We start from the raw sequence: 20,548 nt of genomic DNA, 5'->3' as shown, positions 1-20,548 counted from the left end.
ATATTTCACCAGTTAATTGGATTTAATATGGACATCAAAGGATCGATCTTCTGTTTTCTACTTTTTGTGATCATTTGCTCATGCATGGGTTGCATAGCAGAAGAAGATGAAGGATATCCGGAAGAAAATGGATTGCCAGATATTGAAGATCCGGAAATTGCAACAACTGAACAAATTGAGAGATATAACACAACTCTCAAAAAAACCGCGATACTTGATCTTGAAAATGGATATTCACTGAAGGTTTTGGAGATCGATCGGAAAGAGAACTTTGTAGAATTTTCCTTCCGCAAAGATGGAGTACAATATTCCAGAAAGACAATATCCACAGGACAGACATATAATGTGAAGGACCTGGACGGGGAAAATAACGTTTACACTATAAAGCTGGACAAGATCTACGACAGCAGTTTTTCCATTGACCTGACCTATGAGCTGAAGCCGGAGATATATCTGGAAACTGAACCAATAACTATTGAGTCTGAAACCAAAGTCACAATAAAACTGACCGATGATTCCATTACACGTACCTATGAATGGGAATATGACAATACGGACTTTTGGTTACAGGCTGAATACGACAAAGAGAGCTACGAATTATATTCAGAAAGAAGCAGAAGCAGGGATTATGATCAGTTTGCCAATGATCCTTACGATGACGTTGTGATATCCCAGATAACCACACAGCTGGAAGCTCTAGCTGCTGAAGGTGATTATGGAGAAGATGAGATCCCGTATATTGCAACAGCTTTTGTCCAGTCCCTTCCTTATATCAGTGATAGTGCTTCCGCAGGCTACGATGAATACCCAAGATTCCCGTTCGAGACACTATATCATGGTGGTGGGGACTGTGAAGACTCATCCATCCTCCTGACATCACTTCTGCATGAAATGGGATATGGGGTCGCACTGATACTGTTACCTGACCACATGGCAGTAGGTGTGCAGGGAGATGATAGCCTCTCAGGAAGCTACTATGAATATAATGGTGTCAAATATTTCTATCTTGAAACAACCAATTCCGGATGGGATGTTGGTGTGATACCTAATGAATATCGAAATACAGAAGCAATAATAACTCCGATAGGCTATGGATATCCACAGTTACAGATAGAATTCACAGGAAGCGGAAAAATAACAACTGCATATACATATGTGGATCTTGATATTGAAGTTACGAACGTTGGTTCTGCAACTGCGGAAGATGTGATAATTTATACATATCTTGAATCGTCCGAGGAAGGTATGGCCTGGGATCAGGTCCAGAGTGATGAGATTCCGGAAATTGAAGCAGAAAATGGAGTTACTTATACTGTAACCAACATGAAGGTCCCTGTTGGTCAGGAATATCGTGTCGTTGTAATGAGCTAGGGATCAAATGCTGAGCAAGCATATGTTTATAGTGATTGGGTCAGCCCCTGAAGTTTATAGCATCACAAAAAAGATCATTCAAAGAACTCCTTCAGGTCATCTATGTTCAGCGAGATATCGAATTCCGTGAGCCTGAAAAATTTCTTCGCTCTCATATCATCCTCTTCAAGGCGAAGATCGCTTTCTACAAACCCGGCCTTTTCAAGTCGTTTTAAGTGAAGATACAGGACCTGTCGGGAAACATTAAGCTCTTTGGCAAGCTCATACACATACCATTCCCTTTCTGAAAGCATGTAAAGAAGCTTAAGCCTCAGAGGATGGGAAATAGCTTCCCCTATAGATACTACCTGCTGCATTGTTCTTCCCATAATAAGACCGACCGAAGAATAAAGTTGATCTTAATATATCAGATTTCTTCCAGTTTCTCTTTGATCTCCTCTACGGTCTTCTTGATCTCAGCAACATCTTTCTCCATCCTGACAAGCTTCTCATTGTTTTGGGAGCCTGCAAACCCGGATCTGTTAATGAAAAAGATGACTATGCCTACGACCAAAAGTATAAGGAAGATCTCCAGAAGAAAATCGAGTAAGCCGAATGTATTGTAATAGTGCATCATAGTTGCTTATACCTTGTTCGTGTTTTCATATTAATGTTTACTACTGTCCTTTATATGAATATTAATGGATATTCCCTGCCAAAGGCGTGTGTGGGGGTGAAATTTAAAAAATATGGCAGGGAAATCCACATCGGTCTTCATCGGTAGTAGTACATTCCGCCATATCCCATTCCCGGACCGTATCCCATCCTGTACCCATGCCCCATACTATAGCGGTAACCATCGCCGTTCATCATGCCATAACCACGTCTGGTATTTGTGTAGTCATAGGCTTGATCGGGAGTGTCCAGAACATCTCCGGTGAATGCATCGATGTAGCTGCGCATTACAACGCCATCATCGTTGGCATGATACACAACCCACCATCTGCCCATCTGGTAGATATTCTCCTCTCTCACATCAGCATCGATCTGCTCTCTGGCTATGTCCAGTGCATCCTCAATGGCTTCAACGGTCAGTTCATAGGAACCGGAATTTGTTGCTGCCTGGTTATAACCCGTATATCCTGATGCATATGCACCATAAGCAGGGCATCCTCCCCATCCGGACCCGGGACCTGAACCGTAAGCAGCCTGGACAATACCGGTTTGCATAGTCAGGGCGATCATTCCTGCACCTGCAAGAACTATGGCTCCCATCAAAAGTGCGTTTGTTGTCGTTTTCATATTGTTCACATCCTTTGTTCAGTTCAAACTATGTAACCATAGTTTGTATATGTAGCCTACATGTTACACATGTACTCGTAAGTATTTAAGGATTGTGCATTTAGATGACACAACCATAAGGCAGGAATAATATTTACAAGATAAAACAAAAGCAAGAGATACAATCGATGGAAAAGAGGAGAGCTGCTGCCATCATTTTCGATGGCAGCATTGGAGTAGATTAGATTTCAACGTTATCAGGCTGTTATGGCAACCTTCTCCCTCCTTCCGGGCATCCTCAGCCCGATACCAACCGCTATGTAGTATCCTGCATAGGTCAGCACTTCGATAAGCGATGGGTTTCCGTTGTATCCGAACAGGGATTTCATGACAGAACCAAAGGTTCCTTTCTCATCGATGATGTGATTTATATCCCAGACATGCTCCACAACGATCGGAACCACACCTGCTTCCTGAAGTTCATGGACACCGTGGGCTGCCAGTCCTGCTGCAAAGAGGATCAGGAAGATGCTGGTGATCTTGAAGAAATTGTCCATACTCGTGTGTGACGAGAATTTGAACACAAGATACGCAACAACGACGGATACGGAAAGACCAGCAATTCCTCCATAGAGCACAGCGTTTGTCTCCGTGTTCATCGCTGCTGCCCCGAGGAAGAGGACTGTCTCGATACCCTCCCTAAATACGGAAAGAAATGCCAGTCCAAAGAGTCCATAGGCCTTCTTCCCTTCGACCTGCTCCTGTATTGTCGTAGAGATATTGTTGCTTTCACGTGCCATCCAGATGATCATGGATGTCAGGATGACCGCTGCCAACAGCATTACGATCCCTTCAAAGAGCTCCTCATTACGCCCTTCAAATTGTATCGAAAGGAGGTTGAAGACAACTGCAGCGGCCAGGCTTCCAACGATTGCCAGTCCGGTAGCACCATATACGTACTTGTTCAGTTCCGTTCGTCTTGTCTGCACAAGATATGCGAGGATGATCCCCACGATAAGAAAGGCTTCAAGCCCTTCCCTGAATGTTATCATAAAGCTTGAGAACATTTTTATCATTCCTATTATTTTTTGGTATGCCTAACAAAGATAGGGATGATATATTGTAGTTAGTATTGCGGCAAATATTGCAAAACGCATTTAGGATAACAATGTAATTACTAAGTTCTTAATTTATTCACGAATTTCATAGTCATCACAATCCAGAGGTGAATCTTTCATGGCTTCGGCCCTGATACGACCTTTTTCAAGTGCTGTCTGTGCCTGGTATAGCCAACGAGATATAACAAGTACAATAATAGCAATGAACAGGATTGCCAAAATCGCTATTACAATCTCTTCTGAAAATAACACCATTGCCTCACAACCATTTCATTTTTTTGTCTACTTCCGGAATTCAGTGCTCTCATACGCTTAAAACAACTTATCGATGAACCCAAACACTCTCTTCTTAATGGATTCAAAGGTTCCTTCTTCATTCTTGAATTCAGATCCCTTTTGGGTCATCTTATTATCAACATCAAATCCGGAATCTGACTGGTTCATATTTCCAGATCGCAAGTTATCATTCTTATCCATCGGAGACATCATAATTGATCCCCTGATCTCTTCAAGTTCTTCCAGAGACTCGGCAGATTCAACTTCTTCTCTTACACCATTAAGAACCTCGATCTGTTCCTCGACATTCTCAGAAGTCATTTTTTCATTGTCAATCTCATCGAGATTCTCTTTTCTATTTTCAAGATCGACAATCCATTTATCAATTAATTCAAACAAATCATTCTGGAAATACTCAAACTCCTCTTCTTCGGTTTCAAATTCCGGAATATCATCATTAATGTTGGCAGCTTTATCCATTCCGGGATCTGATCTACTTATGTTACCATATCTTTCCATTTCAGAAACCGGCATACCCTTGTTGTCAAATTTTACATTATCTTCTGCAGCAAGTGCATCCGATGGTAGAGAACTCATCATCATCATAAACAGAACTGCAAGGCAGGAAAACGTTTTTACCACTTTTTTAACCATAGTATCAACTCCTTAATCATCATTAGATCACTGATTGCCTGAATAGCCATAATCTCCCAGAATCATCTACAAAACTATCATGAATTCAAACCGGATACGTCCTGCTTTAAGCGTTTTCCTTGCAAGTGATAACTATAACAAGCACAATAGCAACAAAAAACAGGAATCCTATAGCCATAAATATGACTTCTTCAACTGTCAGTATCATGACTCTGCATCCATGGAAATAATTTGGTCATCAAAACTTAATTGATTATCATACAATTGATTTTGCTGAAAAAAGAAAGGGGATTAATTCCCCTTTTTCAACTTTTCAGCTATTACTCGTCCTCCTGAAGTTCCATAAGAGGATGTGGTCTCCTCATTTCTTTAAGATCTTTTCTTATTTCCTCAAGATCCTCAAGAGATGTTGCATCTGCAAGAGCTTCCTGTGCCTGCTCGAGATCGTCGAGGCGTTCCGCGATGTTCTCAGCAGTTATTCTTTCATTGTCGATCTCATCGAGATCTACAGATTCAAGAGCCTCAATCTGTTTATCGATTAATTCAGACATTTTCTCCTGAAGGTAATCGAACTTCTCTTCTTCGGTTTCGAATTCAGGCATTTCCTCCATCATTCCCCTGTTTCTGTGCCCAGGTCCATCATGAGGTTTCACTGGAGCAATTGATTCCCTTATTTCCCCAAGGTCTTCTAGAGATTCTGCAGCTTCAAGGTCTGTCTTTGCACTATTGAGAGCTTCAAGACGTTCCTCGATAAGCTCAGCAGTGATGTGCTTATTGTCGATCTCATCAAGATCTATTGATTCGAACCTTTTAATCTGTTCATCGATTAATTCAGACATTTTCTCCTGAAGGAAATCAAACTTCTCTTCATCGGTCTCGAATTCAAGCATCCCGTTCTGGAACTTCTCTCTGATATCAGGGCGGTCTATTCCGGAATCTGCAAATCGGTTCATCTTTCCAAACTTCATGTCTCCTTTGTCAAGCTGGCCATCTTCTGCAGCAAATGCACCAGATGGCAGAATGCATGCCACCATCAATATGACCGCAAGACAGGAAAACAATTTCAGTATTTTTTTTGTCATACTATCGCTCCTTAAGCACCAGTATATTACTGATCGCTTACAATTGCGACATTATTTGGGTTGAATATAAGCATACTTTATTTATTTAATACATCATAAAAGCCTAAAGAGAAAATGAAGCATTTTAAGTCTTTTTATTGCTTAAATGTGACTAATATATTGAAATAAATAGCATTAGAGTATAATTAACGTTTAAAGAATATACACTCAATTATGATCCAACTTGAAGAGAGAATTAGTGATGGTTAGATCAGCAAAAATTCTTTAATAAAAAGAATAAATGCTGCTAATATTAAAAATAAGACTAAATTTTGCAATTAATGTGATTTTCAAAAGAAAAATACTATTAATTTTGATTTCAAACCAATAATAAAGCATTATAAAGTCGTATTATATACCCCATGTAAAGTATGCATATATATTTACGTCAACAACAGGTAGCTGATAACAAGTGATACAAAACCCGTTGTCTTATCAATAATAATATATCTGTTGTAAGAATTCATTGTATTCCCAAGTTATCGACAAAACATCCAGCATAAGGAGATTCAATGAATATGAAAAAAGCAGCATATTTAGCAGTAATTGCACTCTTTATACTCTCACTATTTGCATCAGGATGTGTCGATCAGAAAACTATGGACCATCAGGAAAAGAACATTGTTCTCTGGAATAATCTTAAGGATTCGCCTCTGAAATTCCTGGCCTATAATGATAAGTTTGAATTCCACCCTGAAAATGGTACCTTGCCCCCCAAAGACGAGATGCCACCCCTTAGAAAGGATCCTGAAAAATTCATAGAAGACATGATCACAAGATCAGAGACCACAGCTCTTCAAATTGAAGCAGGAATAAATGAGCTGGAAACAAGAGGCAAAGACGTTGAAAAGCTCAGATCCCTTTTTGAAGACTATGAGCAGGCTATAGAAAGAGCAAGAGAGAACCAAAAACTGGCATATGAGACAAAGCCGGTAACTCAGATCAACAAACGCTATTACCTTACACAATCTTTGCAGGACTTAGATGAAGCAAACGGGATCCTGAAAAATATATTTGAGGAGCTGAAGATCATAAACCCTGGCTCTGTAAAGCTAGACCTGACAGATACCATTTCTGCCAATGGAAACGGTACAGCAATCCTTACTGGCGATCTTACTATTAACCTATATACCGAAAATGGAATTGTAGCTATATCCAATCTCAATGATAAGATGAAACTGGATATCAATGCCGATCATGAAATTTCAAATATTCTTCACGAAGGGCAAAATGTGTCCCTGTATAAAAGATTTAATGGATCTGCTGACATAACAGGTTCCGGTCTGATGGTTATGATAAAAGGAAGCAACATATCATTTACTTCATCAGGTCAGGGAAATGTTATGATGTCCGGAAACGGAACCTACAACGTTAGCACGACGGACGGACAAACTGAGCAAGGTCAATGGATGACCACATTAAATAGAATATAATTGCAACGGCTGTTAACATGAAAACCAGATATTCAATATTGTTCCTTTTTATTCTGCTCAGCATGCTGCCAACGGCAATGGCAGTTGCAAACAGCTCAGCCACCGTCCATGGAGCAACATATGAATGGAACACATTTGAACCTCTGGAAAATACTATAATTGCAGTAAATTCAACACCATCACAATCCGTTGTAGCAAAATACGGAACATATTCTTTTGACCTTAATTCCGGCAGCTACACTATCACAGCTAAATATTCCGATAATGACACTCTCATCTACTTCGCAGAAGAGGATATTGTCATCACAGATGCTGGCAACTATGTCATCGATCTCCTGCTTTACCCTGCATACTCTGAAGGGTTGATAACTGAAGAAGACCTTGCTGAAATTGCTCCGATTGAAGAAAGCTCAGTGGCTTCCGAAAAGAAAAATCAGTCATCTATCGGCATATATTCAATTGCAGCTATAATGCTCGCATTGATAGCAATCGGTGGATATTCCTTTGTACACAAGAAAAAAGGAACAGATCACGTCACATATCAACCTGAAGTAGTTGCTGAGCCGGAAGAAGATAACGAAGAGTTCCCATCTGACCTTCAGGAAGTACTCGATATAATAGTAGCGAACGGTGGAAGGATAACTCAAAAGGACCTTCGAAGCAGGATCAGATACTCTGAAGGAAAAGTAAGCCTTATGTTGTCGGAACTTGAAGCAAAGGGTTATGTTGAGAAGTTCAGGAAGGGACGTGGCAACGTTATCATACTAAAAGATCGAAAATAAGATAGGAAACTTATTCCTGATTTACAACTTAACCTTTTTTTGTTCATTCCTGACGTTCTAATTTCATTGATCTCGAATATATGATTTGAATTCTACCGGCTTATTCCAGCGAATCCTACAAGGTCAGACCTTTTTTTAATGATCATTTTTGTGTGTTATCAGCAAAAATAAAAATGCTGTAATTGGAAATAATTATAAATTACCAATTATTTAACCTTAAATTTTGATTTGTGCATACTATAATGCATTTTTAAGATTAATTAAGTATTAAAAAGCTTCATTTTGACTTTACACTTAGATTTCTTCTTCAAAAATTAAGTATGTTTATATTCAAAATAATCAATTGCTGGATTGCTACCACGCCTCCCTCTCAAGGTGGCAGCAACTACCACCTAAAAACGTATTGGTGAGATGATGGACCCCACATAACTCATTCAAAGCCACCTTGAGAGGGAGAACGTGAAAAAGCAGACTACAATCAGAACAAAAAAAATCAGACAATTGATTTCGTGAGGTTTCAGCAAAGATGAATGAAAATGAAGTACCCCTCATAGACCTGAAGGATGTCTGGAAGATCTACCAGATGGGTGAAATTGAGTTTGCAGCATTAAAAGGAGTTGACCTGCACATCAAGAAAGGCGAGTTTGTAGTTATACTCGGACCAAGTGGAAGTGGTAAAAGTACACTGATGAACCAGATAGGTTGTCTGGATACCCCTACAAAAGGAAGTGTCAGCCTGAATGGGAAGAATATTTCCCACCTTGAAGAATCCGAGCTGGCACAGATCAGGGGAAGGACAATTGGATTCATTTTTCAACAGTTTAACCTGATCCCTACACTCAATTCCCTGGAAAATGTTATGCTACCACTGGAATTCCAGGAAGAGGACGCAAATGTGGCAGAGAAACGGGCCAGAGAACTGCTGAAGATAGTGGGACTTGGAGACAAAATGCAACACTCGCCTTCCCAGCTCTCAGGAGGACAAAGGCAGAGAGTTGCTATTGCCAGATCCCTCTCAGTCGATCCGGAAATACTTCTGGCAGACGAACCTACCGGAGCCCTGGACAGCAAGACCGGAGACTATATTCTGGAATTTTTGAACGAATTACATGAAGAACAGAACAAGACGATAATCATTGTTACCCACGATACTGAACTCATAAAATATGCTGAAAAAATCATACACATTAAAGATGGGATGATCGAAAAAATAGAACTTAAGGAGAAAAGGTTGACATGAAAAATATAAAGTCCTTTTTGATATTACTAATGCTATTGGTATCACCGATTGCAACTGCTTCTGCAGCAACTTATACGAGTGCCCCTGGTGTCAGTGTGGACATAATGAGCCAGAGCCCGAACCCTGCAAGGCCAGGTGAGACCGTTGAACTGACAGTCAGTGTACAGAACATTGGAAATGAAGATCTTGCCGATGTGAAGGTGGAAATCGAACCTGAATATCCATTTTCAGAAGTATCCGGCGAATCGTTGAACAAAACAATTTCATTCCTCGATGCACGTCAGGACGAAGAAGATGCAGCGATCCTAAGGTTCACACTAAATGTTGATCCCAATGCAGCAGAAGGACTCTATGAGCTTGACATATGTGTTAATGAGGGAGACAGTGCAACTAAAACTACAACAGTCGATGTTGAAGTACGTGGAAAGGAATACGCCCAGGTACTAATTAACGAAGCAGTTATCGATCGTGCAGTTGAAGAAACTCTGGAATTTACAGTAACAAACACAGGAAATTCCCCTCTTAAAAACATGGCTATCTCATGGGATGAACCCAACGGAGAGATCCTTCCGGTATATTCAGACAATACAAAATTCATATCATACCTTGGAGCCGGAGAATCGGCCACAGTCACATATTCAGTTATCGCCGATGTGAATGCAGACCCCGGGCTTTACCAACTGGACATTAATCTGGAATTTGAAGACTATGATTCAAATGTGAATGAGATCAATACCAAAGCAGGTCTCTTCATTGGCGGAGGTACCGATTTCGATGTCACTTTCTCTGAAGGAAGTGAAGGAGAAGTTTCTCTATCAGTAGCTAATATCGGTAACAATGAAGCATATTCTGTAAAAGTATCTATTCCTGAACAAGATAACTACAGAACTACCGGTAGCTCTGCAACCATAGTAGGTAATCTTGATACGGGTGATTACACCATCACTTCATTTACTGTTACCAATAATAATCTTGCTTCAAATTCAGAAAGTACTGACAGATCATCCATGAACATTGATGAAATGGATCCTGAAGAAATAGCAGCACTGCGCCAATCACAGCAATCCCAGAACGGACTCGAGGTACTGATAGAATATACGGATTCGACCGGACAAAGGGTTTCAGTTGAAAAGACCGTTCCTATTGAACTTACATCCACTACAGGAGATATGACCACAGCCGGACCTGGTGCAAGAAATAATAGTTCTTCCATAAGCACTTACCTGACATATCTATTGGTAATTGGAGTCGTAGTTGGTGGAGCATTCTATTACAAGAAAACAAAAACTTCGAAGGAAAAGGACGATGAGGTACAAGACATATCTTAAGCTTGCTGCCAATATCCTTTTTCACAGCAAGATCAGAAGCTGGCTCACAATTATTGGTATTGTGATAGGAGTAGGGTCTGTTGTCACTATCATGGCGCTTAGTGATAGCATGGAAGCAGATATGGATAGCAGGTTTGCGGACATGGACATGACATCCCTTACCATAACTCCCGGATATACTAAAGCTTCATCAGCAATGGGAATGAGACCGGGAGGGGATTCTTCCTCTTCAGCAGATGATGCCGAATTGACAGACAAGGATGTGATGGCACTCAAGCTGGTTGGGAATGTCGATTATCTGTATGGACAGATATTAGGCAAAGAAGATGTATACTATCTGGGGGAGTCGGCAAGTCTTTCCATTACTGGCGTTGATTCACAGGTTTGGCAGTACACAACATCATATACTGCTGCCTCCGGAAGGCTACTTGAGGCTTCAGACAACTATGTTGCTGTCATAGGAGACAAGATTGCCAATGAAATGTTCGACCAACCCATAAGTCTCAACCAGGTAATTAGTATCAATGGAAAATCCGTAAGGGTAGTAGGTATACTGGAAGAAGGAGACAATGATAATGGAATCATCATGCCTATAGATGCAGCAGTTGAGATAATCGAAGATGCTGAAGATGATATTTTTGATTCTATCATTGTAAAAGTTGATGATATCGACAACGTTGATGCTGTGATAGAGGATATAGAAGAAAAGCTAATGATCTCAAGACATGTTACAGAAAATGACAGGGATTTCAGTGTTTCAGACCCACAATCCCAATTAGAAAGTGCAACTGAGATGATGGATTCAATGAGTCTCTTCCTTGCAGCTATAGCTGGTGTCTCACTTGTAGTTGGATCTGTAGGAATTGCAAACACAATGTTCACATCCGTAATGGAAAGGACAAAGGACATAGGAACCATGAAAGCCATAGGAGCAAAGAACAGGGACATCATGATGATATTCCTTTTCAACTCTGCCATGGTGGGACTTGTAGGAGGTATTCTCGGCATTCTCCTAAGCCTTGTTTTGACATCCCTACTGCCTAACCTCGGACTTACAATAATGCGTTCCTCGATGGGATCTACACTGTCCCCTGAACTGGTATTAATAGGGATCTCCATCGCCATTTTTGTAGGAATTGTATCAGGAGTAGTACCTGCATACAACGCATCAAAAATGAAACCAGTGGATGCTTTGAGGTATGAGTAAGATCATACCTCCCTTTTTTTAAAGTTTAAATTTTAAATCTATTAGCAAAAATTAAGTGACACCAGAAAATATATTAAATATAAGGATTATTCATGATAAATGGTTAATATGGATCTAGATGAAATTGCCAGAAAAAAACAGAAATTGATACAAAAGATGAATGAAAGTGGAAAAGAGCGAAATCCTTCAGAAGACCATGCAATTGGTTTGAAAACACTTCAAAACCCCAAACGCAGGATGATAATGGAGTTTTTAGCGGATGGATCAAAAAGTCTTGATCAGATAAAGATTGAACTCGATATGAACGACATGCAGGCAAAACTTAACCTCGATATGCTGGAGGATGCATTCTATATCAGCAAACTCGATTCTTCTGATAAAACAGAATATGAGTTAACCATCCGGGGCGATGCATATTTAGAAAATGTAAAAACAGGTGGTAAAAAATGAGTTCGAAAAACATTGAACAAAATATCGGATTTTCAGATCTGAAGGACAGATTATTCGCAGACAATAATTTGGAAGGTAAAACTAAGAGATTAATAGCATTGGGAAGTGCGGTTGCTATCAATTGTGATGAATGTGTAGATAATCAGAAAAACCTTGCCAGAAAAGCAGGATTTACAGATGATGAGATCAATGAAGATATCGCCATTGCTGCACTCATACGATTTGGAAGCGGGTTAAAGCACATCGATTAATCGGGACATAAGCTTCCTTTTTTTGTTTTTCATGAAGAAAGTATTCCAGAATGGAACGAATCACTTCCTGGTAGGGGATGCATTTGTACTGCTCGAGAATAAGATTTTGATTCTTTTTTCAAATGTTTGGGCAATCTAGATCCATATCAAAAAAGAGTAGCTACAGAAACTGGTCCGAATAATTATCGATCTGACCAGCCCTGTATAGTATTATTCTGTCCTCTCAACGAAACTCTGCAGCGACCTCAGACCTTCGGGAAGAACTCAATGGCCTGTGCCAGTTCCTTGTGATCTTTGGCATATTCTGCAATGTCAATTCCTTTAAGGTAAGCATCACATGCCTGAACAAGTGCTTTTGCTCCTGACTGTGTCCCTTCAGGATGTGCATGGACACCTGAGCCCATGGTTGTGATGAAATCAACATTGCCCATGACATCGATGAATGGCTTGAGTCTTACAGGATTCAGTCCACCGGAAACGATAGGACAGCATTTCTTCATGCCTCTCCAGCTGTCATCATCAAGGATCACATGGTGAGCCGTATCTTCATGAACAAGATTTATTGCATCCTTATCTGTGTCCATGATCTTGGTCCATGACTGCTCGAAGAAGTGGCCGGTGGAACTGAGATACTGGATACCGTGTGCAGCTACTACATCCTCTTCAGGTGTTCCTTTCATCTTACCTACACCTGCTGTACCTGTGTGGATACCTGAAGCACCGGCAAGGCGTGCGAACTTGGACAGGACAAGGACTGAAAAACCGATGGGGTTCTCAGGTCTTGTGAAAGCTCCGTGAGCTGCCCTGTGGAAGTGCAGGAAAACATTCGGATATCGTCTCCTGATGGTCTGGATAGCCATCCATCCAGCGGTGATACCGTCGATAAGGAATGCATAGCTTCCAGGCTCGAAACCTGCATTGACGATCATTTCACACCTTTCGATCATGGTGTCAAAGTCAGCGGCTGAAACATTGAAAGAGTGGACCTTTTTCTGGCCGGTCTCCTTGACCGCTTTGTCCATGGCCTCCTTTACATGCAGTACCATCTTGTCATATGGGCAGAAGTCCTGGTTTGCCTGAGGCTCGTCGTTCTTGACGAAATCTCCTCCGCCTACCCAGAAGTCGTAGCAGACCTCAGCGTACTCTGCAGAAGTGAGTCCCATCTTTGGTTTTACAATTGTACCGAGGATCGGCCTGTCGTAGACACCGAGGTATTCCCTCATGTCATCAACAGTAAAGCCGGGACCGTCATACTGCTCGAGCATGGATGGTGGGAACCATACATCCAGCAGCTTCAGTGCTGAGATCTCCTTCATTCCCAGAATGTTTCCAACAATGTATGTCAGAATGTTCTGTACATTTCCTCCCCTGTCAAAAAGCCTCCATGGATAAGCAACCCAGACAAGGTTCCTTTCCAGATCAAGCTGGTAGACCAGAGCATTCATGACCCTGGAAAATTTGGTCTCAGTATTAACTTTGAAGTTCGTACCTGTGGATGATTCCGCTGCAATCTCAGCGGCGGCCTGCAATATATTTAATTCTCCCCCGGGAATTAAGTGAAAGACCCCAAGAAGATATTCCCCGTTGGTCGGGTCCGGAAGTTCCAGATTAACATAAGCTGCCTGTTTGGAATCGAGCGAACTGACCAGATCTTCATAAATCGAGCTCATAATAAGAAGAGAGCCTGCAAGCTATTTGAATTTTTGGAGTGAAATGAAACTGGATGAAAATGGGGAAGGAATGAAGAAGAACAGGAATCATTGTTTACTGAAAATCAGATTGATCAGACAGATCTATAAGAAGATCAAAGGAAAAGCCTTTAACCAGAACTTCCCAAATTACTATAAAACAAAGCAGGATCAAAATGGAAAATATGGACAACTCAGAAATACATGATCAGGATACAGGGATGTGCCCGCACTATGACGGAAAAAGGAATCTACAGGTCATCGGCCTGATAATTCTGTTCATCGCCTCGTGGTCAATCCTGCTATTTTACCACCCTCCGGCAGAGATAGTAGAAAAGCTGGGGGTGCGCAATGTCTACATATTTGTCTTCCTGCTGGCAATGATAGGCGGAGTTTCCACATTTACCTCCACAACATTCTACACCGCCCTGATCACAATATCCATCGGAGGAGTGAATTCAGTATGGATCGCATTGTTCGCAAGCATAGGGCTTACTTTCGGTGACCTTGTATTCTACTACCTTGGTACAAAAGGAAGGCAGTGCATTAAGGGAAGATATGAAGGCAACGTCCATCGCCTTACAAAATGGATGGAAGGTATCGATGACAGGGTGACCATGCTGATGATCTTCCTTTACTCCCTCACACCCCTTCCAAGCGATGTGATCGCAGTAGCACTTGCAATAGTGAGGTTCCCATTCCGGAAAATGATCGTACCCCTGTTCGCGGGTAATTTTACACTTATCGTATTGCTTGTGGAGCTTTCAAAACTGGGATATAGCCTGATCTGAAAGTGGCTGTGCATGCAGACATAACCCTCGACCATCCTGAATGCCCATAGGGATCATTCCGGGGAGCGAGGTCTGAACGTCCTTGGATCCAGTGAGATCGTATTCTCACAGTAGCTGCACATGGTCTTGAGATCGTGACCTTCCAGGAGAACTTTCTCGACCTCTTCCTGAGGTGTGATATACTGCGTCATCTCCTCTCCGCAGTGTGGACATTTGATCTTCAGCCAGTCCAGCTTAGTAAGCTGACGGATATCTTTTATGACAACTCCCAGCGCATCTTCAAAGGTATCCCTTGAAAAACCAATTGCTGGTAGATGACTTATCAGGGATGGTAATTTCTCTCCGTATTCAAGCAACGGGATCACCAGCTGGTCGGTACCAACAGCAAAACCAATTTCCTCGTTTACTTTTGGTGATAGTATCCCGTCCATTGTGAGTATCACGACAACACAATCCGAATGGCGAATGCCAAAGCCTATAAGTTCTGATTCGGACAGCGATTCGGTCTTTTTGAGCACAGAGGAAAAGCTCTCCAGATTCACAGCCCACAAGGCCTGCTCCAGCTCCCTGGCAAGACCCGTATCTTTCTCAGAGTGGGAAATATATACTCTGGTTATCATTATTTTTATCCTCCCGATGCCTCCGCTCTTATCAATAATACTGAAGATGATCATTCCCTGATCCGACTAAGGATCCAAGGATAAAATCCTGAAACAGAGGTTTCTTTTGAATTCTGAAGTACCACCCGGTCACCATTCAGTCAGTCTTTCTTATCTCGTGGTTTTTTGGAAGGTTCAGGATAAGGAACTGGCTCTGGCGCAGGTTCTGGTTCCGGCTCCGGACATGGTATTGGTTCTGGTTGAAGTGATGAAGCATCATCTTTCTTTTGCTGATATAACCTAGAGGTTAGCATCATTTCCTTATTTTCTGGTGTGTCCATTGACATATACCCCCATGTAATAGTAAGTGTAATTTGTATAAATAGTGATGCTAAAATTAAAAATAAGAAATAATTGTTTTTACAAGTTGCACTACGAAAAGACAAACGCTTCGGACTCAAAATCCAATTTCGAAAAATTCAAGGTTTCGAATCCCTCCCCCCGTACATGATATAGGGGATATAGGTAACACTAAAAAACCGAACTCTTAAAATTAAAACAATAAGTACACTATAAGAATTATATTTTTTTAAATAATTACAAAGAGTTTTAAGAACATTTAATTTATTTCTTTTCTGAACTTTTGAAAAGTATCAAGTCGATAATTCAATAAGCTTGACAAGCTGAGTTATTGAGATAATCTTATTACATTGGAAATTCCCACTTGCTTAGGGCTATATATGTTTGGCACAAATTATCTGTTAATATAGCTTAAATTTTCTGTTAGAATACTTGTGATGGAAAAATGGAGGATACAATGAGCTTAAAAGAAGAGATTCAGGAACGTGCTTTTGAGGAAGGTTTCCAGCTTTTTGGTGTTTCGGATCTCGAAAAACTGGAAACGGTTGATTTCCCGGATGACAGGGGGATGGTGAAACCATCTGAAGTCATGCCAGAAGCCAAATCGGCATTTGTAATGGGTTTAGTTCTCTGGGATGAAGGTTTAAATGCAGCGATATCATCTGTGAGTACCGGGGATTTTTCTGGAGGGGAAGCTGACTATTACAACCTGTATTACGAAGTGACCGAAACTCGTGCATGGCGTTTGATTTCTTGGTTAAATGAAAAAGGATACAAAGCGGTTCCATCCCATGCAGTCCATGAAAAGGTTGCCGCGTATCTTGCAGGATTGGGATTTATAGGACACAATACTCAGGTTATAACACCTGAATACGGGCCAAGAGTTAGATGGGTAACAGTATTGACAGATGCAGAACTTGAGCCCGATGAACCCTTTGAACGGGATCTATGTTCAGAACAACCCCTTTGTCAGGAACATTCTCAGTGTGTTAAAAGCTGTCCCTATCAGGCGATCATTCCTGGCCCTTCCCAAGGAGTAGAACCTGGAAAGAAAGTCATTTACGACAAATGTGTAGTTTCCCATGAATTTGACAAAGACGTTTCTCCTCAAAATGAGAAACACATACGTCGTATAACAAAAAGGGGATTCATGGAGTGTACAATATGCAATCTGATATGTCCCTATGGAAAACCAGTGGAAGAAAGCATAATTCCTGGTAAAAGAGGACTTGATTGAAGAGGAAGTACTATTTCTTTTCTTTTTTTAACGTCCTATTTCACAAAATATATTTTCTTCAATAACATCTCGTCCAGTTCTCCAACCTCTCCCTGACATGAGCATTGAGAGTAAATAACTTATCAATCCTGGGTATTTTGCTTCGTGTACTATCCCGATAGGCAGCATTTGTATTTTGTGAGAACTTGAATTCAGAATTCTTCTATTTTTAATTCAATTGCTTGTAAGATTGCATTTTCCAGTTGTTTAGGTTCATCTGTACCTATCCTGTATACTTTACCGTTTTTCATCTTAATCTCAACTGCATCAAACCCAGAAACATTAAAAATTACCATCTTAGGCCATAGCCACAATCTGATCCCCCAGCCATAATACCAATGATTCTTTACCGTTCTTGCTGAAACAATTTCATTAATCGGAAACTTCTTCCAAAATATTCCATAGCCAAATTTTATTCTTAGGTAGGTTTCATCAATCGTGACTTTAAGTGTTGTAAAAGAGATTAAGATTAGGACAATGAGTAACATAACGGCAAAAACTATTGGTTCAAAATCTGATGATGATAAAATAAATACAAACAGCGAAACAAGCGCAAGTGCGACACATATTATAAAATATCCTGTTTGGGTATGTTTGTAATTCATATCATTAAGTTAGTTATATCAAATTAAAAGCTTTGTTTCCCATATCTCAATTCTTTCCCTCACATGAGCATTGAGGGCAAACGGCTTATCACTTCTGGCATTCTGCTTCATCTAGTGCAATATACCTTTGGAGAAACCCATCTTCTTCCATTCGGTGTAAGATATGTCAATACTCTTCTTTCCCAACTGCTTGAATACTGCCTAAAGTAAATTTCAAAAATAGTTTTGTACCTACAAGTCAGTTTAGTAAATGAAAATATAGAATCACATACCAAAATCAGGAGTAATATAATGACTAAAATAGCTTATCTTTACGTTCTTAACACGATGGCCGACTGGGAGCCGAGTTACCTGATAGCTGAATTGAATTCCGGCCGTTATTTCAGGAAGAATGCAAGCGAATACACGGTCAGGACAGTAGGTATTACAAAAGAGCCTGTTGTTACCATGGGTGGGTTGCGTATTGAGCCAGACATTAGCCTTGATGAATTAATGACTAACGATGCCGGAGTGCTGATCCTGCCAGGTGGCGATACCTGGCTTGAAGATATTCACACGCCAATACTGGAGAAAGCAAAGGAGTTCCTGGATGCAGGTATCACTGTTGGTGCCATATGTGGTGCAACTCTGGGTTTTGCTAAAGCCGGCCTTCTGGATAACAGACTCCATACAAGTAACGATCTGGATTACCTGAAAGCGATCTGTCCCGATTACACCGGAGAATCATTTTATCGTCAGGAGCCTGCTGTGACTGATGGTAACCTTATAACTGCCTCAGGGATTGCCCCTCTTGAATTCGCAAAGGAAGTTATCAGTAATCTGGATGTATTTTCGGCTCAGACCCTTGAAGCATGGTATGAATTATATGTTACTCATAAGACGCAGTATTTCTATGCACTTATGAAGTCGCTGGAAGAGTGAGGTAAGAGTTTACAGTGTATTTTAGGAAGGGAAATGTGTCTATAGCTGTAGGACAGAATAACAATACTGAATAATTAGGGAGGTTGTTGATGAAAGCAATTGTATGCGAAAGATACGGACCACCAGAAGTTCTTCAGCTCAAGGATGTAACAAAACCTGTTCCTAAGGACAATGAAGTTCTCATAAAAATTCATGCAACACCCGTAACTACGGGAGATTCTAATGTTCGGAATTCTGTTTATGTTCCTCCCGGTTTAGGCCCTCTGGCACGATTAATGTTTGGTATCACAAAACCAAAAATCAGTATATTTGGAGGTGTGCTTGCCGGGGAAATTGAAGCAATAGGCAAGGATGTCGACTCGTTTAAGGTAGGTGACCAGGTTTTTGGAACTACCGGGTATACTCTTGGTACTTATGCCGAGTACAAATGCATGCCTGAAGATGGAGTGCTTGCATTAAAACCGGTTAATCTGACATATGAGGAAACCGCAGTGATTCCTTTTGGAGCACTAACTGCATTATATTTCCTCAGGGACATGGCAAATGTCCGGAGTGGACAAAAGGTTCTTGTGAATGGTGCTTCAGGGGGAGTTGGTAGTTCAGCCGTACAGATTGCCAAATTCTTTGGTGCAGAGGTGACAGGAGTATGCAGCACCCGGAATCTGGAATTGGTGAAGTCTCTGGGAGCTGACAATATCATCGATTATACGAAAGAGGATTTTACCAAAAATGGTGAAGTTTATGACATTATTCTTGACACGGTAGTAGGCAAAACATCGTTTTCAAGATGCAAAAACTCGCTGAGCCAGAATGGGTTCTATCTTTCAGTTGCCGGTGGCCTGAATGATCTACTTCAAAAGCTCTGGACTTCGAAAATCGGCAGCAAAAAAGTGATCTTTGGCGGAGGGGAAGCATGTGAGAAAAAAGAGAGTTTGCTTTTCCTCAAAGAACTCATTGAATCCGGAAAACTAAAACCGGTTTTAGACAGAAGCTACCCGCTAGAACAAATTGCAGAAGCTTTCACATATGCCGAACAAGGTCACAAGAAGGGAAATGTGGCTATAACTGTAGGACACGATGATCGGAAATAAAACATTTCAGAACTGTTTGTCCTGAAAAGAAAAAAGGATTGCTCATGTAAGCGCTTGTAGATGATCTTCTTGTGGACTCGATCCTCATAGAGATTTCATTCTTAAGAGCACCTACATAAGCAAAGGAAGTACCCCTTCCTGAATACACAGTTCCCCAACCGTGCTTCGTACCAGCCCCTTTTTTATTGTTAACGTATATAATGGTCGTGGTTGACAACCAAATGAACTTCCAAATTTAAACTTCATAGAGTTAAAATACCAAATCGAAGTGAAGGATAAACCAGATCAGGTAAAGCAACCCAATCAATATCCCAAATGGATAAGCTATGATCCACATGATAGTGAGATCCGGACTCTCAAATCGTAAGCTGGTAACTGTAAAAGCGGTGTTCACCCATACATACCAGAAGCTCAGCATTGCAAGGATAAGAAAACCCCAATGAGAATTGAACAAAACCAAAACGATAGCAACAAAAGTAAGCGGACAAATGATCACAATGTCTGCAAATGACATTCCAAATAATATCTTTTGCTCATGCCAATCATCGGTTGAACCGTCCGGGTTATCCATAGCTTTACCTTTGTAGACGTTGACTTGAAACCAACATAGAATCAGCGTGAAAATTGCGAACAATAACAAAAGACCATACAAGGTCACCTTTGATAGAAGTTCCAGTTCCTGCATTTTCCATCCTCATTGTCTATTTTTATAAAGTATTTTAGATA

General features: G+C 40.8%; 25 protein-coding genes. 13 read left to right on the top strand and 12 right to left on the bottom strand.

The window, feature by feature from the left end; genetic code table 11:
• Nucleotides 1-27: 27 nt before the first annotated feature.
• A complete protein-coding gene (locus tag WOA13_RS01435) occupies nucleotides 28-1,371 on the top strand; it encodes a hypothetical protein (RefSeq protein ID WP_342126225.1) in 1,344 nt (447 codons plus the stop codon).
• Between the two features lie 74 nt (nucleotides 1,372-1,445).
• On the opposite strand, the gene WOA13_RS01430 is transcribed toward WOA13_RS01435, so the two are convergent.
• The 7 genes from WOA13_RS01430 to WOA13_RS01400 form a co-directional block, all read right to left on the bottom strand.
• Nucleotides 1,446-1,739: an ArsR/SmtB family transcription factor gene (locus WOA13_RS01430; RefSeq protein ID WP_342126224.1), complete on the bottom strand. Its 294-nt coding sequence runs from the start codon at nucleotides 1,737-1,739 to the stop codon at nucleotides 1,446-1,448.
• A gap of 38 nt (nucleotides 1,740-1,777) precedes the next feature.
• Nucleotides 1,778-1,987: a hypothetical protein gene (locus WOA13_RS01425; RefSeq protein ID WP_342126223.1), complete on the bottom strand. Its 210-nt coding sequence runs from the start codon at nucleotides 1,985-1,987 to the stop codon at nucleotides 1,778-1,780.
• A gap of 137 nt (nucleotides 1,988-2,124) precedes the next feature.
• Nucleotides 2,125-2,652 (bottom strand): hypothetical protein, encoded by a 528-nt coding sequence (locus WOA13_RS01420; RefSeq protein ID WP_342126222.1) that lies wholly within the window; start codon nucleotides 2,650-2,652, stop codon nucleotides 2,125-2,127.
• A gap of 236 nt (nucleotides 2,653-2,888) precedes the next feature.
• Nucleotides 2,889-3,698, bottom strand: a complete 810-nt coding sequence (locus tag WOA13_RS01415) for an FTR1 family iron permease (protein WP_342126221.1) — start codon at nucleotides 3,696-3,698, stop codon at nucleotides 2,889-2,891.
• 123 nt (nucleotides 3,699-3,821) lie between these two features.
• Nucleotides 3,822-4,004, bottom strand: a complete 183-nt coding sequence (locus WOA13_RS01410; protein ID WP_048205349.1) for a hypothetical protein — start codon at nucleotides 4,002-4,004, stop codon at nucleotides 3,822-3,824.
• A 57-nt stretch (nucleotides 4,005-4,061) separates the two neighbouring features.
• Entirely contained in the window at nucleotides 4,062-4,679 is a 618-nt protein-coding gene (locus WOA13_RS01405; RefSeq protein WP_342126220.1) for a hypothetical protein, read from the bottom strand.
• A gap of 320 nt (nucleotides 4,680-4,999) precedes the next feature.
• The gene (locus WOA13_RS01400) at nucleotides 5,000-5,761 is read right to left on the bottom strand and encodes a hypothetical protein (RefSeq protein ID WP_342126219.1); all 762 of its coding nucleotides are present in this window, start codon (nucleotides 5,759-5,761) and stop codon (nucleotides 5,000-5,002) included.
• 557 nt (nucleotides 5,762-6,318) lie between these two features.
• Between WOA13_RS01400 and WOA13_RS01395 the strand changes: the two genes are divergently transcribed.
• The 7 genes from WOA13_RS01395 (at nucleotide 6,319) to WOA13_RS01365 (ending at nucleotide 12,491) form a co-directional block, all read left to right on the top strand.
• Complete coding sequence (locus tag WOA13_RS01395) at nucleotides 6,319-7,233, top strand: hypothetical protein (protein WP_342126218.1); 915 nt, start codon at nucleotides 6,319-6,321, stop codon at nucleotides 7,231-7,233.
• Nucleotides 7,234-7,250: 17 nt separating this feature from the next.
• The gene (locus tag WOA13_RS01390) at nucleotides 7,251-8,015 is read left to right on the top strand and encodes a helix-turn-helix transcriptional regulator (protein WP_342126217.1); all 765 of its coding nucleotides are present in this window, start codon (nucleotides 7,251-7,253) and stop codon (nucleotides 8,013-8,015) included.
• A 526-nt stretch (nucleotides 8,016-8,541) separates the two neighbouring features.
• The gene (locus tag WOA13_RS01385) at nucleotides 8,542-9,255 is read left to right on the top strand and encodes an ABC transporter ATP-binding protein (protein ID WP_342126216.1); all 714 of its coding nucleotides are present in this window, start codon (nucleotides 8,542-8,544) and stop codon (nucleotides 9,253-9,255) included.
• 29 nt (nucleotides 9,256-9,284) lie between these two features.
• Nucleotides 9,285-10,583 (top strand): COG1361 S-layer family protein, encoded by a 1,299-nt coding sequence (locus WOA13_RS01380; protein WP_342126215.1) that lies wholly within the window; start codon nucleotides 9,285-9,287, stop codon nucleotides 10,581-10,583.
• Nucleotides 10,561-11,790, top strand: coding sequence for an ABC transporter permease (locus WOA13_RS01375; RefSeq protein ID WP_342126214.1), 1,230 nt, complete (start codon nucleotides 10,561-10,563; stop codon nucleotides 11,788-11,790). The genes WOA13_RS01380 and WOA13_RS01375 overlap by 23 nt, the downstream gene beginning before the upstream one ends.
• 108 nt (nucleotides 11,791-11,898) lie before the next feature.
• A complete protein-coding gene (locus WOA13_RS01370) occupies nucleotides 11,899-12,240 on the top strand; it encodes an ArsR family transcriptional regulator (protein WP_342126213.1) in 342 nt (113 codons plus the stop codon).
• Complete coding sequence (locus tag WOA13_RS01365; protein WP_342126212.1) at nucleotides 12,237-12,491, top strand: carboxymuconolactone decarboxylase family protein; 255 nt, start codon at nucleotides 12,237-12,239, stop codon at nucleotides 12,489-12,491. Before WOA13_RS01370 ends, WOA13_RS01365 begins: the two co-directional genes overlap by 4 nt.
• Nucleotides 12,492-12,736: 245 nt before the next feature.
• Here the strand turns inward: WOA13_RS01365 and WOA13_RS01360 are convergent, their stop codons facing one another.
• Nucleotides 12,737-14,161 carry a ribulose-bisphosphate carboxylase gene (locus tag WOA13_RS01360; RefSeq protein WP_342126211.1) on the bottom strand — a complete coding sequence of 475 codons (1,425 nt, stop codon included), beginning with the start codon at nucleotides 14,159-14,161 and terminating at the stop codon, nucleotides 12,737-12,739.
• Between the two features lie 43 nt (nucleotides 14,162-14,204).
• On the opposite strand from WOA13_RS01360, the gene WOA13_RS01355 reads away from it, so the two are divergent.
• Both WOA13_RS01355 and WOA13_RS01350 read left to right on the top strand, forming a co-directional pair.
• Nucleotides 14,205-14,387: a hypothetical protein gene (locus WOA13_RS01355; protein WP_342126210.1), complete on the top strand. Its 183-nt coding sequence runs from the start codon at nucleotides 14,205-14,207 to the stop codon at nucleotides 14,385-14,387.
• Entirely contained in the window at nucleotides 14,365-14,970 is a 606-nt protein-coding gene (locus WOA13_RS01350) for a VTT domain-containing protein (protein WP_342126209.1), read from the top strand. The genes WOA13_RS01355 and WOA13_RS01350 overlap by 23 nt, the downstream gene beginning before the upstream one ends.
• A 53-nt stretch (nucleotides 14,971-15,023) precedes the next feature.
• Here WOA13_RS01350 and WOA13_RS01345 read toward each other — a convergent pair whose 3' ends face one another.
• Together WOA13_RS01345 and WOA13_RS01340 are read right to left on the bottom strand one after the other, a co-directional pair.
• Nucleotides 15,024-15,590 carry a toll/interleukin-1 receptor domain-containing protein gene (locus tag WOA13_RS01345; protein ID WP_342126208.1) on the bottom strand — a complete coding sequence of 189 codons (567 nt, stop codon included), beginning with the start codon at nucleotides 15,588-15,590 and terminating at the stop codon, nucleotides 15,024-15,026.
• A gap of 140 nt (nucleotides 15,591-15,730) precedes the next feature.
• Entirely contained in the window at nucleotides 15,731-15,910 is a 180-nt protein-coding gene (locus tag WOA13_RS01340; protein WP_342126207.1) for a hypothetical protein, read from the bottom strand.
• A gap of 476 nt (nucleotides 15,911-16,386) precedes the next feature.
• Between WOA13_RS01340 and WOA13_RS01335 the strand changes: the two genes are divergently transcribed.
• Nucleotides 16,387-17,166, top strand: a complete 780-nt coding sequence (locus WOA13_RS01335) for a 4Fe-4S double cluster binding domain-containing protein (RefSeq protein WP_342126206.1) — start codon at nucleotides 16,387-16,389, stop codon at nucleotides 17,164-17,166.
• A gap of 191 nt (nucleotides 17,167-17,357) precedes the next feature.
• Here WOA13_RS01335 and WOA13_RS01330 read toward each other — a convergent pair whose 3' ends face one another.
• Nucleotides 17,358-17,810, bottom strand: a complete 453-nt coding sequence (locus WOA13_RS01330) for a hypothetical protein (RefSeq protein ID WP_342126205.1) — start codon at nucleotides 17,808-17,810, stop codon at nucleotides 17,358-17,360.
• A 291-nt stretch (nucleotides 17,811-18,101) separates the two neighbouring features.
• On the opposite strand from WOA13_RS01330, the gene WOA13_RS01325 reads away from it, so the two are divergent.
• The gene (locus WOA13_RS01325) at nucleotides 18,102-18,731 is read left to right on the top strand and encodes a type 1 glutamine amidotransferase family protein (RefSeq protein WP_342126204.1); all 630 of its coding nucleotides are present in this window, start codon (nucleotides 18,102-18,104) and stop codon (nucleotides 18,729-18,731) included.
• An 89-nt stretch (nucleotides 18,732-18,820) separates the two neighbouring features.
• A complete protein-coding gene (locus tag WOA13_RS01320) occupies nucleotides 18,821-19,822 on the top strand; it encodes an NAD(P)-dependent alcohol dehydrogenase (protein ID WP_342126203.1) in 1,002 nt (333 codons plus the stop codon).
• A gap of 250 nt (nucleotides 19,823-20,072) precedes the next feature.
• On the opposite strand, the gene WOA13_RS01315 is transcribed toward WOA13_RS01320, so the two are convergent.
• Entirely contained in the window at nucleotides 20,073-20,507 is a 435-nt protein-coding gene (locus WOA13_RS01315; protein ID WP_342126202.1) for a hypothetical protein, read from the bottom strand.
• Nucleotides 20,508-20,548 lie beyond the last annotated feature (41 nt).

Origin of the sequence: Methanococcoides sp. LMO-2 (genome assembly GCF_038432375.1) — an archaeon.
Classification (GTDB): Archaea; Halobacteriota; Methanosarcinia; order Methanosarcinales; family Methanosarcinaceae; genus Methanococcoides; species Methanococcoides cohabitans.
The sequence above is the reverse complement of the archived record's forward strand: the minus strand, read 5'-3'. Positions and strand labels throughout refer to the sequence as shown.